Below are 13,209 nucleotides of genomic sequence, written 5' to 3' on the forward strand. Positions count from 1 at the left end.
AGACGCCGAAGAGGGCGGGGATCCGGAACGAACCGGAACCCCGCCCTCTTCTATGAACCCACCGATCAAACGGTGACGGGCTGCTTGTCCGACTCGGTGGCGGGCGCTGCCTCGGTGTGGCCGTCATAGCGCGCCCGGTCGAGGATGCCGTTGCGCTTGGACACGATCACCGGAACCAGCGACTGACCGGCCACGTTGGTCGCGGTGCGGATCATGTCGAGGATCGGATCGATCGCCAGCAGCAGGCCGACGCCCTCGAGCGGCAGGCCCAGGGTCGACAAGGTCAGCGTCAACATCACGACCGCGCCCGTCAGACCCGCGGTCGCAGCAGAACCGACCACGGCGACGAAGGCGATGAGCAGATAATCGGTGAACGACAGGCTGATACCGAACATCTGGGCGACGGTGATGGCTGCCAGCGCCGGATAGATCGCGGCGCAACCGTCCATCTTGGTGGTGGCGCCCAGCGGCGCGGCGAATGCCGCGTACTCGGCCGGAACACCGAGGTTCTGCGTCATATTGCGCTGAGTCACCGGCAGCGTGCCGACCGAGGAGCGTGAGACGAAGCCGAGCGTGATGGACTCCCAGGCGCCCGCGAAGAAGCGCTTGATGCTCAGCCCGTGCAGCTTGAGGATGATGGGGTAGACCGCGAACAGCACCAGGGCGCAGCCGACGTAGACATCGATGGAGAAGACCGCCAGCGGACGCACCAGGTTCCAGCCGTAGCTGGCGACAGCCTTGCCGATCAGTGCGGCCGAGCCGATCGGGGCCAGCTTGATGATCCACCAGACCAGCTTTTGGAAGATCTCCAGTGCCGACTCGGACAACTTGAGGAACGGTTCGGCCTTGGCTCCGACGGCCAGCGCAGCGGCACCGATGGCGATGCCGAGCACGACGATCTGCAGCACATTGAAGTTGACGCTGCTGGTGACCGCGACGGAGGCGTCCGAGACCGTGGCCGAGGAACTGACGCTCAGGCCGAGGAAGTTGGCCGGCACGATCGACTTCAAGAAGTCGAGCCAGCCGCCCTGGGTGGACACGGCCTGGGCGGTGGAGGTGTCGACCCCGGTGCCCTTGCCGGGATTGGTCGCCAATCCGAGGACGATGCCGATCACCACCGAGATGAACGCGGTGATCGCGAACCAGACCAGCGTCTGAACGGCGAGCCGGGCGGCGTTGGTGACCTTGCGCAGCTGGGAGATGCTGACCACCAGGGCCAGCAGGACCAGCGGTACGACGACGACGCGAAGAAGTTGGACGAAGATGGTGCCGACCTGCGTGAGAGTCGCGGTCAGCCACTCGATCTGTCCGACGCGGGCGATCGCGCCGAGGACGGCGCCGACTACCAGGCCGATGATGACCTGGACGCCGAAGGATGGCGCCTTGATTCTGTGTGCTTGGGGTTGATCCGTGGTTGCGGACATGGTTCTCCTGAGCAAAGATCAGGGCCTCAGCTGTCGCAGAGACCCCGACATGGGAAAAGAGGAAGACTGACGAAGGGCTGCCTGGAGGTGCAGCTACGGCGATGCCGGATGGCTGTTGGTCAGCGACACGCCGCGCTGAAAGTCAGCGCGAGGTCGATGTACAGCCGACACCACATCATCTTGAGTGACTCGTTCCTTCATCTGATCGCTCGACAGCGATCACGCCAATCAGTCACCCTAGGCCGGGATTCCCCGGCCGGCAAATGATGTCCGCTCACAGAGAACACCCCGCGGCGGCTTGCTCTATCCACGACGCAAGCAGTTCCTCGCGTCCGGCCCATGCCCGATCGACCGGGACCGTGAAGAGGTCGGTGCGCCAGTGATGAGTGCGTGGCAGATGCTCGGGCGGGCCCCAATAGAGCGGACCGTAGACCCCGCGGGCGGCGAGGTCGTCCATGATCGCCGCCGCACGAGGATGGCTCAGCGCCACGCAACACGAACTCGCGGGGTTGATCACGTTCAGGCCGGGCACCGGACGTTCGTTGAGTGCGGCCCGTACTCGATCAGCGGTCATCAGATACTGCTCGCGCAGCGCCCGGGCGTCGAGTGCATCGATGATGTGCAGGCTTTGCGGGCTGGGCGGAGCCGGGGTCCAAGCGTCGTCGATGGCGTCTTCGGCGAGCTCGAACCCGCGAAGATCAGGATCGCCCAGATAGCGGATGCGGGCGCGCACCGCCTCGTCCGTCTCGTGGTTGGCCGCCAGAGCTACCGGCGCCCGCAGCCCGGTGACGAAGGCACCATCGGGGACCGACAGGAGTTTGCGCAGGCTGGCGACGGTGTAGTCGGCCGGCGTGGTGGCGGGGTCGAGCCAGCTGTGCGTGCGATCGATGATCAGCTTGATGCCGCGGCCGGCGGTGTCATGCAGGGTTGCGGCCAGGTCGGCATGCGGACGATTCCCGAACGTCTCGCAATGCAGGATCGCGCAGCCCGGATGCGAATCCACCGCTGCCAGCAGCGCATCCCCGTGCATTAGGCAGTCTGCTCCGGTCACCACCACGTGCACCTGAATGCCTTCCATGAGGAAGGGGACGAGCATGGTCTGGCAATAGTAGTCGGGGGCCAGCAGGCAGGTAACCGATTCGGTCCGCAGTTGCTGGGCGACCAGCGATAAGGCCTGGCGCCCGAAAGCAGTGAGTGCCGCGCCGTCAGGCCAATTCACGATCAGTCACTGATGTCGGCCACCGTCGCCTTGAGGGCGGCGATCATCTGATCCGCTTCCAGCGAGACGGAGACTCCGGGAGCACCCGCACCCATTGAGATCCGCCGTCCGGGGATGGATGCGTCCGCGATCACGGGCCACGCGTGGCTGGCACCGAACGGAGTGATGGTGCCGCGCAGATAGCCGGTCACCGCGTATGCGGTGTCCGCGTCCGGCATGGACAGCCGATTGACGCCCAACAGGGCACGCAGCTTCGGCCAGCTGAACGTCCGGTCACCGGGCACCAGCACGAACAGGTAGTCGTCGCGGCCGCGGCGTACCACCAGGGTCTTGACGATGTCACCGGGTTGGATGCCACGCGCTTCGGCGGCTTCGGCCAGTGAGTCCACCGGGCCATGCCGGGTGACGATCTGCTCCAGACCGAGCACACGCAAGGCGTCCAACGCCCGCTGTTCGCTCACGAATCCATCTCCTCGGTCACCGCGTCAAGGCCCGTACCCCTTTCCGCACACTGTCGAAGATACGACAACGGCCCGGTTCATTCGAACCGGGCCGCGACGCTTGTGGGCTACGAATGGCTCAGCTGAGCTTGTCGGTCTCGTCGTGAATACGCAGAGCAACCTGCTTCAGCTTGTCGGAATGCTTACGTGCGTGATGGGCGCAAAAAAGCAGTTCGCCACCCGATGCGAGGGTTACGCGAAGGTAAGCCTGCGCACCACAGCGGTCGCAGCGGTCTGCTGCTGTCAGCTGCTGATCGCTCATGACTGTCGCGTTCAACTTTCTCTCCTCACTATCCGGGGATACTGCCGGTCGCCTCGTCAACACATCTGCTGTTAACTTTGTTCCCGTGCCTGTCAGCCTACTCGCCGGCCGGAGAAGACAAGCGCCAGACTCGTTGCGATCGGGTTTCGATCATGCGTCATTCAAAGATGTCCTCGAGGCCGGCTGGTCTGTAAGCTTCGAGCCGTGCCACCACGTAGTAATAGCAAGCTGAACACGGCTCCCAGCCGTGACTACGAGGCGAAGAACCTCCTCGTCCTCGAAGGGCTCGAGGCCGTCCGCAAACGCCCCGCGATGTACATCGGCTCGACCGACACCCGCGGTCTGATGCACTGCCTGTGGGAGATCATCGACAACGCCGTTGATGAGGCCCTGGCAGGCTTCGGCGAATCGATCCAGATCACGCTGCTGGCCGACGGCTCGATCTTCGTGGCCGACCAAGGGCGCGGGATTCCGGTCGATATCGAGCCGCGTACCGGGCTGGTCGGCGTCGAGGTCGTCTATACCAAGCTGCACGCCGGTGGAAAGTTCGGCACCGGCAACTACAACGTGGCAGGTGGCCTGCACGGGGTGGGCGCCTCAGTGGTGAATGCGCTCAGCTCCCGGTTGGACGTCGAGGTCGACCGCAACGGCGCAGTCTGGGCGATGAGCTTCCGTCGCGGGACTCCCGGCGTTTTCGACGGCGAGGGGCCTGACGCCCCGTTCACCGCTCAGCACGGACTGCGCAAGATCGGCAAGGTGGGCCGCGGTGTCACCGGAACCCGGGTGCGTTACTGGCCCGATCGGCAGATCTTCCTGGCCGGCGCCCAGCTGTCCTTGCCTCACCTGATCGAGCGCGCCCGCCAGACCAGCTTCCTGGTGCCCGGGCTCGAACTCGTCGTCACCGATGAGCGCGGCGAAGAGCCGACGACCGAGCAATTCCGGCACGACGGCGGCATCGCGGAGTTCGCCGACTACCTGGCCACCGATCCGCCGGTCACCGATGTCATCCGTATTCAGGGCCATGAGTCGTTCACCGAGACGGTCCCGATGCTGGACGAGAACGGCGCGATGACTCCCACCGATGTCGAACGCGACCTGTTCGTGGACATCGCCGTGCGTTGGGGAACCGGTTATGAGGTGGTCGAACGCTCCTTCGTCAATATCGTCGCCACGCCCAAGGGCGGCACCCACGTTCAGGGTTTCGAACGCGGTCTGCTGAAGGCGTTCCTGGGCGGGCTAGACGGCACCCGGCTGCTCAAGAGCGGCGACGACATCATCAAGGACGACGTGCTGGAGGGGATGACCGCGGTCGTCACCGTGAGATTGCCCGAACCTCAGTTCGAGGGCCAGACCAAAGAGGTACTGGGCACACCGCCGGTCGCCCGGCTGGTCGCGCAGGTCGTCGAGACCGAACTCGGGGCATTCCTGAACTCGACCAAGGCATCCGAGCGTCCGCAGGCCCGGCAGGTGATGGAGAAGGTCGTCAACGCCTCTCGCACCCGCGTGGCCGCCCGGGTTCACAAGGAGAATCAGCGCCGCAAGACGGCACTGGAGTCGTCCAGCCTGCCACCCAAGCTGAAGGACTGTCACTCGCCGTCGGTCGACAGTGCCGAGTTGTTCATCGTCGAGGGCGATTCGGCGCTCGGCACGGCCAGCCGCGCCCGCAATTCCGAGTTCCAGGCGTTGCTGCCGATCCGCGGCAAGATCCTCAACGTGCAGAAGGCCAGCGTCGCGGACATGCTGAAGAACGCCGAGTGCGCGTCCATCATTCAGGTCGTGGGGGCCGGCTCCGGCAAGACCTTCGATCTGGATTCCGCGCGATACGGCAAGATCATCTTCATGGCGGACGCTGACTCCGACGGCGCTCACATCCGATGTCTGCTGGCCACGTTGTTCTTCCGCTACATGCGCCCGATGGTGGAAGCCGGTCGGGTCTACTCTGCGGTACCCCCGCTGCACCGCTTCGAACTGATCAACCCGAAGCGGGGGATGAGCAAGTACATCTACACCTACTCGGACCCCGAGTATCAGCGGAAACTGGCCGAACTCACCAAGAAGGGCCAGGCGTTCAAGGAACCGCAACGATACAAGGGCCTGGGTGAGATGGATGCCGATCAGCTGGCCGAGACCACGATGAATCCCCGCGGCCGGATGCTGAGGCGGCTCACCGTCGACGACGCGGAACAGGCCGAACGGACCTTCGAGATGCTCATGGGCAACGAGGTCGGCCCGCGCAAGGAGTTCATCGTCGAGGGCGCCTACCAGTTGGACGACGATCGGATCGACGCATGACCATGCCACCGATCGCGGGCGAACCCGCAACCGCGCTCGGCCGGCCCAAGGACACGTCGGCGAAAAAGATCATCAGCTGGGCGATGTGGGACTGGGGCACTCAGCCCTTCAACACCGTCATCATCACCTTCGTCTTCGCGGTCTACCTGACCAGTTCGTCGTTCGGCAACACCAACCAGACCTCGCAGGCCCTGTCGGTGTCGACGACGATCGCCGGTCTGGTGGTGGCATTGGCGGCTCCGGTGCTCGGACAGACCGTCGACCGCAGCGGACGCACCGTCACCGTGCTGCGCGGACTGACCTGGACGCTGGCGCTGATCTCCGCGCTGCTCTTCTTCGTCCGCCCGGATCCGTCGTACCTGTGGCTGGGCCTGGGACTGCTGGGCTTCGGATCGATCATCAACGAGATCGCCGGGGTGAACTACAACTCGCTGCTGGACGATGTCGCCGGCGAGGCCAATGTCGGGCGGGTGTCCGGGTTCGGCTGGGGGATGGGCTACCTCGGCGGGATTGTGGTGCTGCTGGTCATCTACTTCGGCTTCATCCAGCCCGATGTGGGCTGGTTCGGCGTCACCGGGGACGATGGCATGGACATCCGGGTCTCGATGCTGGTCTGCGCGATCTGGACGCTGCTGTTCACGATTCCGACGTTCGTGAGCCTGCACGACAGGCCGCAGGCTCAGCGGCGCCCGATCCCTGGCATCGAGGTCTACCGAGGCAAGCAGCCCCGCTGGATCTGGGGCTGGCTGGCGCCGGTGATCGCGTCCTACGCGGAGTTGGCCGCCACCATCGGCAGGTTGTGGAAGCTGAGCCGTCACACCGTCTACTTCCTGGCCGCCTCGGCGCTCTTCCGTGACGGGTTGGCCGGGGTCTTCGCATTCGGCGCCGTGATCGCGGCCGGGACGTTCGGTTTCAGCAGCGGCGATGTGGTGGTTTTCGGCGCGGCCGCCAACATCGTGGCAGGATTGTCGACCATCGCCTTCGGCCTGCTGGACGACAAGATCGGCCCCAAGAAGGTCATCATCATGGCGCTCGTCGCGCTGATCTTGATGGGCACCGTGGTCTTCGTCCTGCACGACGGGGAGCGATCGTCTTCTGGGTGGCGGGTCTGATCATGTGCATGTTCGTCGGCCCTGCTCAGTCGGCTTCCCGTAGCTTCCTGGCCCGGCTGATTCCCGAGGGCAAGTCCGGCGAGGTCTTCGGCCTGTATGCGACCACCGGACGAGTGGTCTCGTTCCTGTCGCCGGCGCTGTTCGGCATCGCGATCGCGGTGGGAGCGCGGGTCACCGGCCAGGAGAACACCCAGTACTGGGGCATCCTCGGCATCGTGGTGGTGCTGGCGATCGGTCTTGCGGTGATGATCCCGGTCAAGGAGCACACCGAACACAGCCGCGTGCTGTAGGAACCAACCCGCATCCCAACGCGTGGTGAGCGGCGGTCTTCAGGCGTCCTCGCCGAGCAGCCGCAGAATCGTGGCGCCGACCCCGCCGGCATTGTTGTCACCCGCGGTCGGATAGCCCGCGCCCAGCACCGTCGGATGGCTCGAGTCCATCACGAAACCCTGACCGGCCAGGTCGAGCATCTGCAGATCGTTCGGCATATCCCCGAAGGCGATCATCCGGTTCGCCGGCAGACCCAGGTCGGTGAGAAGCTCGCGCAGGGCCAGCGCCTTGCTGACTCCCGGTGCCGACATCTCGAGCATGCCCGCTGCCGACACATAGCTGAACGTCACGGTCACCCGATCACCGACGATGCTCCTGGCGATTGCGGCCAGTTCGTCGGTGCGGGTCGCCGGATCGACCACGATCAGCTTCACGATCTCGTCGCGGTCGACCAACTCGTCCAGGGGCGCCTGGAACGGGGAGCCGGGCTCGCGGGTGTGCAGCTCGAAGCCTGGCTCGCTGCCCCAGCCCGAGACATATTCGGCCGCGAAGACCGCCCGCGGCAGGCGCTCGCGGATCTGCTCGGCAGCGGTCAGGCTGATGTCGGCCGCCATCGGACGAACATGTGCCACCTCACGGGTGGCCAGGTCGAAGGTCACCGCTCCGTTGGCGGCCACCGCCCACCCGTGCGCGTCGGTCAGCGGGTCCAGCACACCGAACCAGCGCAGCGGACGCCCGGATGCGAACACGGTCGTGATTCCGCGCCGCGCCGCCCGCCGCACCGCCAGCGCATTCAGTGCGGGGATCTGCTTGTCATCGGCGAGGAAGGTACCGTCCAGGTCGGTCGCGATGAGATCGAACGGGTTCATCGCGCCGCCTCACAGCCTCGTGTTATCGGTGGGCGGGGGCTGGGTGTCGGTGGCCTCACCGGTGCCCGCGGTACCCATCGACGGATCCTTCGAGGGGGAGCCGTCGTTGCCCGGTGTGGTCTCTTCGCTGCTTGCTTCGGTTCCACTCGGCTCGGGCGAACCCGACTCGCTTCCGGTGTCCTCGGGGGACGCGGACTCCGAACCCGACGATTCGCCACCCTCGGGGCTGCTGTCGGACGGCGTGCCGCCACCATCGGAGGCGCTCTGATTGGTGGGCACCGGCGGCTGCGGAGATTCGGGCGGTGAGTTCTGGAACAGCAGCACCGCGATCAACAACGCCAATCCGCACAGCAGAACCGTCAACGACCACGACACCGCCAGCGGCACCCAGCCCGCGCGGTCATGGCGCCCCGGAAACGAGGCCGGCCACACTCGCCAGGCACCCGGTCGGGAGTCGTCGAGCCAGTGCAGGCGATAGTCGGGGCCTGCCGGTCGTCCGAGCAGGGGAGTGCTGGACAGGTCGACCGAGCGCAGCAGCCGATCGGCTTCGGCTCGCGCGTCGGCCGAGCCGTCATAGTCGAGGGCCACCCAAGGCGCGATCGGAAGGTCCTCGGGGGACACCGGATCATCGGCTTCACTACGGTATTTGTAACCCAGGCGGCCGCCGCTCTGGCCGTCGCCGCCGCGCGCGATCACCGACTCGGCATGCAGCTTGTTGACCTCACCGGCCAGCCTGTCGCGGGCCGCGGGATCATGAGCGGCGCCTTCGGCGAGCACCACCAGCATCACCGCGGGCTGGTCGTCGGCATGGGCGATGTAGACGACACCGGCCTCGCGGGCGGTCAGCCGCGCGTCCAACCAGAAATCGCCGATCTTCGGCGGATCGCTCACCAGAAGGGGAACAGGCTCGAAACCGCCGGGATCACCATCGGGCGGTTGAGGCGCGCCAGGAGCCCCCGGAGGTGGCGGGGTGCCGGGCGGATCGGCTGGGAAATCGGACATCGCCACAATCTCACCACATCGGCGGGCTTTCCCGAAGTGCGGCCGCGTCATGGCTTGCGCACAGTTGGTCGTCGCCCGAGTCCGGTTGCGGGCAAGGTATCGTGGCAGGGACGCTTTGAAGCCCACCAGGCGGCCTTCGGCCACAGGAGAGAACGTTGACCAGCACGCTAGGCAATCAGCAAACGCTGTCCACCCAAGATGCCGCCAAGGTCCTGGGAGAGGCAATAGCGGAGGTGCAGCGGGTCATCGTCGGTCAAGAGCACATGGTCGAACAGCTGATGGCCGGTTTGCTGGCGCAGGGCCACATTCTGCTGGAGGGCGTGCCCGGTACGGCGAAGACCCTGGCCGTGCGGACGTTCGCCACCGTTGTCGGCGGGTCATTCGCGCGCGTCCAGTTCACTCCCGACCTGGTTCCCTCCGACATCGTCGGCACTCGCGTCTATCAGGCATCCAAGGAGACGTTCGACATCGAGCTCGGCCCGGTCTTCACCAACTTCGTGCTTGCGGACGAGATCAACCGCGCCCCCGCCAAGGTGCAATCGGCCATGCTCGAGTTGATGGCTGAGAAGCAGGTCTCGATCGCTGGCCAGACCTTCCCGATGAAGAAGCCGTTCATCGTCATCGCTACCCAGAACCCGATCGAATCCGAGGGCGTCTACCCGCTGCCCGAAGCCCAGCGGGATCGTTTCCTGCTCAAGGTGGACGTGCCCTACCCGAAGGGCAACGAGGAGTTCGAGATCCTGCGCCGGATGTCGGTCACCCCACCGACACCGAACCAGATCCTCAATCCCGACCTGACCTTCCAGCTACAGGGCATGGCCTCGCACGTCTTCGTCCACAATCTGGTCGCGGAGTACATCGTCCGGCTGGTGCTGGCCACCCGCAACCCGGCCGAGTTCAATATGCCCGACCTGGCTCGGGTGATCCAGATCGGCAACTCCTCACGCGCCACCCTCGGTCTGACCGCGGCCGCCCGCGCGGTCGCGCTGATTCACGGACGTGACTACGTCCTGCCGACCGACGTCCAGGCCATCGCCAAGGACGTCATGGCGCACCGCCTGGTGCTCAGCTTCGACGCGATCGCCGACAACATCTCCGCGCTGCAGGTGGTGGAACGGATCCTCGCGATGGTGCCCGCTCCCACTCCGGTGTGGAATCAGGAGCAGCGCGCCGCGAGCCGTACCCAGCACCGCCACCAGCCGAGCTACGAGTGAGCCCTGCCCTAGATGAGCGGACCTGATTTCGCAGTCTCCAAGACCGGCACCACGCAGGCGAACGGTCGCCACGATGTGGGCGCCGCGGGCAGCGTGCTGCGCGAGCCCACCGGCCCGACGGTGCCGCTGAACAGACTCGCACCCGAAGCGGCGCTGCGCCGGCTCGAGCTGACGGTCGTCCGCCGGCTCGAGGGCTTCTTGCAGGGTGATCACCTGGGGCTGCTGCCCGGACCCGGCTCGGACCTCAACGACGCCAGGATCTACGTGCCCGGCCAGGACGATGTGCGCCGGATGGATTGGGCGGTGACCGCGCGCACCACGGTGCCGCACGTGCGAGACACCATGGCCGACCGCGAACTCGAGGTCTGGGCTTTGCTCGACGCGACCCCGTCCATGAACTGGGGCACAGCAGGCGTAACCAAACGCGATCTGGGCATCGCCGCGATCGCCACGCTCGGCTTCATCAGCCAGAAGATGGGCGACCGCTTCGGCGGCATGGTGATGCATTCGGATTCGGTCAAACGATTTCCGGCGCGGTCGGGACGCCAGGCGCTTTACGGGTTGCTCGGCAAGCTGCTGGATGATCCGATCGAACGCGACAATCAGCCCGCGACACTCGGACTGCCCGAAGGTATCGAGGCACTGATCCGCACCCAACGCCGCCGCGGCATGCGGGTCGTGGTCTCCGATTTCCTCGATCCCGGTGACCAGGAGCTCAACCCCAAGGCTCCGCCCAGCTGGGAGCGCCCGCTGCGACGGCTCGCCGTGCGCAATCAGGTCTTGTGCGTCGAGGTCGTGGACGCGGGCGAGATGGAGTTCCCCGATGTCGGCGAGCTGCTGATCCGTGACCCCGAGACCGATTTCGCGCGTTTCGTCAACACCTCGGATGTCCGCGCCCGCAAGATGATCGACCGGGCGGCCGCCGCCCAGCGGGAGCGGGTGGCGGCAGCCATGCGCCGTGCCGGCGTGGGGCATATCCGCCTGCAGACCGACCGTGACTGGGTGAATGACATCGCCCGCTTCGTGCTGACCTACCGGCAGACCGCCGCCGTGCTGCATCAGCCCCCGCAGGGGGTGACCAAGTGACCGGCGATACCACCCAGGTCTGGCTGTGGGAGTTCTTCAATCCCGAACGGCTGTGGGCCCTGCTCGTGCTGCCGGTGCTGGTGATCGCCTACATTCTGCTGCTGCGGTTGAAGCGCAACCGCGGCATGCGCTACACCCAGACCGGCATCGTCGGCGCGGTGCTGCCCAGGCAGTCGCAGTGGCGCCGGCACGTTTCGGTCGCGATGGCGCTGTGCTCCCTGGCGGCGATCACCGGTGCCTGGGCGCGCCCGGCAGGCACCGAGCAGGTTCCCCGCGAGCGCGCCACCGTGGTGCTGGTGCTCGACCTGTCGCAGTCGATGCAGGCGACCGACATCGACCCCACTCGTCTGGACGCCTCGAAGCAGGCGGCCAAGGACTTCATCGCCCAGCTGCCGGCGTCCTACAACATCGCGCTCGTCGCGCTGTCGGGAAACAGCCGGGTGCTGGCTCAGCCCACCAACGATCGGGGCATGATCAACCGCTACATCGATGCGCTGACGCTTGAGGACGGTACCCACATCGGTGATGCCCTGATGGCTGCGCTAGACGCCATCGCGCACGCACCCGGTGAGCCTGGTGAGGATCCGGCGCCCGGCATGGTGATCATGCTCTCGGACGGCAGCAATACCGGTGGTGAGGTGAGTCCCGAGCAGGCAGCCGCGAATGCGCGTGAACAGGGCGTGGTCGTCAACACCATCGCCTTCGGCACACTCAACGGATATGTCGACCTCGACGGTCAGCGTTACAACGTGGCACCCGATACCGAGGCTCTGCAGCAGATCGCGGTGGCCACCGGTGGCGCCGCCGTGGACGCGAAGTCGGCCAGTCAGTTGAACAACGCTTACGATCAGATGCGCTCCGATGTCACCTACGAGGACGTGAAGAAGGAAGTCACGGCGCGCTGGGCGCTGTATGCACTGGCTTTCGCCTTCGTCGCCTCGCTGGGTGCAGTCTCGATGGCAGCCAGGTGGCCGTGATGATACCAATGTTGGAATTCCTGCATCCCGGCCGGCTGTGGCTGCTGCTACTCGTGGTGGCGGTGCTGGGCTTCTATCTGATCGTCTCCCAGCGCGTCCAAAGTGGCAGCCGACGGCGGGGCAAGACCCGGCTGGACCTGGTGGTTCCGCGGGACTCCCCGCTGAAACGGCACATCTCGGTGGGTGCTTCGCTGCTGGCGATGGCTTCGCTGGTGTTGGCCTACGCGCAGCCGCAGGCCGTCTCGCCGGTGCCCCGTGAGCGCGCGACGGTGGTCATCACCATCGATATCTCGCGGTCGATGCGGGCCGAGGACGTCTCGCCCAGCCGGATCCAGGCTGCTCAGACCGCGGCCAAGGAATTCGTCGACATGGTACCGGCGAGCTTCAACGTCGCCCTGGTGACGTTCTCCGGAACTGCGCAGATCGCGGCAGCGCCCACCACCGACCGCACCGCGGTGAAGTCCGCGATCGACGCGATCGAGTTGGAACCCGCGACCGCCATTGGCGAGGCGATCTACACGTCACTGGACGCGCTGCAGCTGGCTCCGCCCGATCCCGAAAATCCGGACGAGCCGGCCCCTGGGGCGATCATTCTGCTGTCCGACGGCTACACCAACATCGGCCGCGATTCCGGTGAGGCGGCCAGGGCCGCCAAGGAGCAGGACGTGCCGATCTACGCGATCGCCTACGGCACCGCCGGCGGCTACGTCTACGAGGAGGGCGTCCGTGTCCCGGTGCCGGTGAACCATGCCGAACTCGCCCAGATCGCGAAGAACTCGGGCGGCAAGAAATACTCTGCAGAGTCGCTGGGGGATCTGCGCGGGGTCTACCAGACGATCGCCAGTTCCATCGGCTACGACGAAGAACTGGTCGAGGTGACCGATCGCTTCGCGCTGTATGCGCTGATCTTGAGTGTGCTGGCCGGCTGCGGCGTCATCTCGTTGGCTGCCCGCTGGCCCTGATCCCCGCCGGCGCTCAGACG

The 13,209-nt window shown here is 66.0% G+C and carries 11 protein-coding genes and 1 pseudogene; 6 read left to right on the top strand and 6 right to left on the bottom strand.

The features are described 5' to 3' along the window. Positions 1–65: 65 nt before the first annotated feature. The 4 genes from QUE25_RS13400 to QUE25_RS13415 form a co-directional block, all read right to left on the bottom strand. Positions 66–1,424 carry a dicarboxylate/amino acid:cation symporter gene (locus QUE25_RS13400; protein WP_286265832.1) on the bottom strand — a complete coding sequence of 453 codons (1,359 nt, stop codon included), beginning with the start codon at positions 1,422–1,424 and terminating at the stop codon, positions 66–68. 274 nt (positions 1,425–1,698) lie between these two features. Then, a complete protein-coding gene (locus QUE25_RS13405; RefSeq protein ID WP_286265835.1) occupies positions 1,699–2,643 on the bottom strand; it encodes a hypothetical protein in 945 nt (314 codons plus the stop codon). A 2-nt stretch (positions 2,644–2,645) separates the two neighbouring features. Then, a complete protein-coding gene (locus QUE25_RS13410; RefSeq protein ID WP_286265837.1) occupies positions 2,646–3,104 on the bottom strand; it encodes an aminoacyl-tRNA deacylase in 459 nt (152 codons plus the stop codon). 118 nt (positions 3,105–3,222) lie between these two features. Next, the gene (locus tag QUE25_RS13415) at positions 3,223–3,405 is read right to left on the bottom strand and encodes a DUF7455 domain-containing protein (protein ID WP_286268575.1); all 183 of its coding nucleotides are present in this window, start codon (positions 3,403–3,405) and stop codon (positions 3,223–3,225) included. A 228-nt stretch (positions 3,406–3,633) separates the two neighbouring features. Here QUE25_RS13415 and QUE25_RS13420 point away from each other — a divergent pair, with 228 nt between their 5' ends. Together QUE25_RS13420 and QUE25_RS13425 are read left to right on the top strand one after the other, a co-directional pair. After that, positions 3,634–5,697 carry a DNA gyrase/topoisomerase IV subunit B gene (locus QUE25_RS13420; RefSeq protein ID WP_286268576.1) on the top strand — a complete coding sequence of 688 codons (2,064 nt, stop codon included), beginning with the start codon at positions 3,634–3,636 and terminating at the stop codon, positions 5,695–5,697. Positions 5,698–5,699: 2 nt separating this feature from the next. Beyond that, positions 5,700–7,099: pseudogene (locus QUE25_RS13425) on the top strand (MFS transporter). 39 nt (positions 7,100–7,138) lie between these two features. Here the strand turns inward: QUE25_RS13425 and QUE25_RS13430 are convergent. Both QUE25_RS13430 and QUE25_RS13435 read right to left on the bottom strand, forming a co-directional pair. After that, entirely contained in the window at positions 7,139–7,948 is an 810-nt protein-coding gene (locus tag QUE25_RS13430; RefSeq protein ID WP_286265840.1) for an HAD-IIB family hydrolase, read from the bottom strand. 9 nt (positions 7,949–7,957) lie between these two features. After that, complete coding sequence (locus tag QUE25_RS13435) at positions 7,958–8,734, bottom strand: hypothetical protein (RefSeq protein ID WP_286268577.1); 777 nt, start codon at positions 8,732–8,734, stop codon at positions 7,958–7,960. A 371-nt stretch (positions 8,735–9,105) separates the two neighbouring features. Between QUE25_RS13435 and QUE25_RS13440 the strand changes: the two genes are divergently transcribed. Genes QUE25_RS13440 through QUE25_RS13455 form a run of 4 tightly spaced genes read left to right on the top strand, consistent with a single transcriptional unit; the run spans position 9,106 to position 13,189 of the window. Then, positions 9,106–10,164 carry an AAA family ATPase gene (locus QUE25_RS13440; protein WP_286265842.1) on the top strand — a complete coding sequence of 353 codons (1,059 nt, stop codon included), beginning with the start codon at positions 9,106–9,108 and terminating at the stop codon, positions 10,162–10,164. A 12-nt stretch (positions 10,165–10,176) separates the two neighbouring features. Continuing rightward, on the top strand, positions 10,177–11,250 hold the full coding sequence (locus tag QUE25_RS13445) for a DUF58 domain-containing protein (protein WP_286265844.1): 1,074 nt from the start codon (positions 10,177–10,179) through the stop codon (positions 11,248–11,250). Continuing rightward, entirely contained in the window at positions 11,247–12,227 is a 981-nt protein-coding gene (locus QUE25_RS13450; RefSeq protein ID WP_286265846.1) for a VWA domain-containing protein, read from the top strand. The genes QUE25_RS13445 and QUE25_RS13450 overlap by 4 nt, the downstream gene beginning before the upstream one ends. Continuing rightward, complete coding sequence (locus tag QUE25_RS13455; protein ID WP_286265848.1) at positions 12,227–13,189, top strand: VWA domain-containing protein; 963 nt, start codon at positions 12,227–12,229, stop codon at positions 13,187–13,189. Before QUE25_RS13450 ends, QUE25_RS13455 begins: the two co-directional genes overlap by 1 nt. The last annotated feature ends 20 nt before the right edge of the window (positions 13,190–13,209 follow it).

The organism is Brooklawnia propionicigenes, assembly GCF_030297015.1.
GTDB classification, from domain to species: domain Bacteria; phylum Actinomycetota; class Actinomycetes; order Propionibacteriales; family Propionibacteriaceae; genus Brooklawnia; species Brooklawnia propionicigenes.

What these genes read in the sequence shown, in the direction of transcription:
- QUE25_RS13430 (WP_286265840.1), bottom strand. Translation starts at nt 7,948, where the DNA reads ATGAACCCGTTCGATCTCATCGCGACCGACCTGGACGGTACCTTCCTC.
- QUE25_RS13445 (WP_286265844.1), top strand. Translation starts at nt 10,177, where the DNA reads ATGAGCGGACCTGATTTCGCAGTCTCCAAGACCGGCACCACGCAGGCG.
- QUE25_RS13400 (WP_286265832.1), bottom strand. Translation starts at nt 1,424, where the DNA reads ATGTCCGCAACCACGGATCAACCCCAAGCACACAGAATCAAGGCGCCA.
- QUE25_RS13435 (WP_286268577.1), bottom strand. Translation starts at nt 8,734, where the DNA reads ATGCTGGTGGTGCTCGCCGAAGGCGCCGCTCATGATCCCGCGGCCCGC.
- QUE25_RS13415 (WP_286268575.1), bottom strand. Translation starts at nt 3,405, where the DNA reads ATGAGCGATCAGCAGCTGACAGCAGCAGACCGCTGCGACCGCTGTGGT.
- QUE25_RS13455 (WP_286265848.1), top strand. Translation starts at nt 12,227, where the DNA reads ATGATACCAATGTTGGAATTCCTGCATCCCGGCCGGCTGTGGCTGCTG.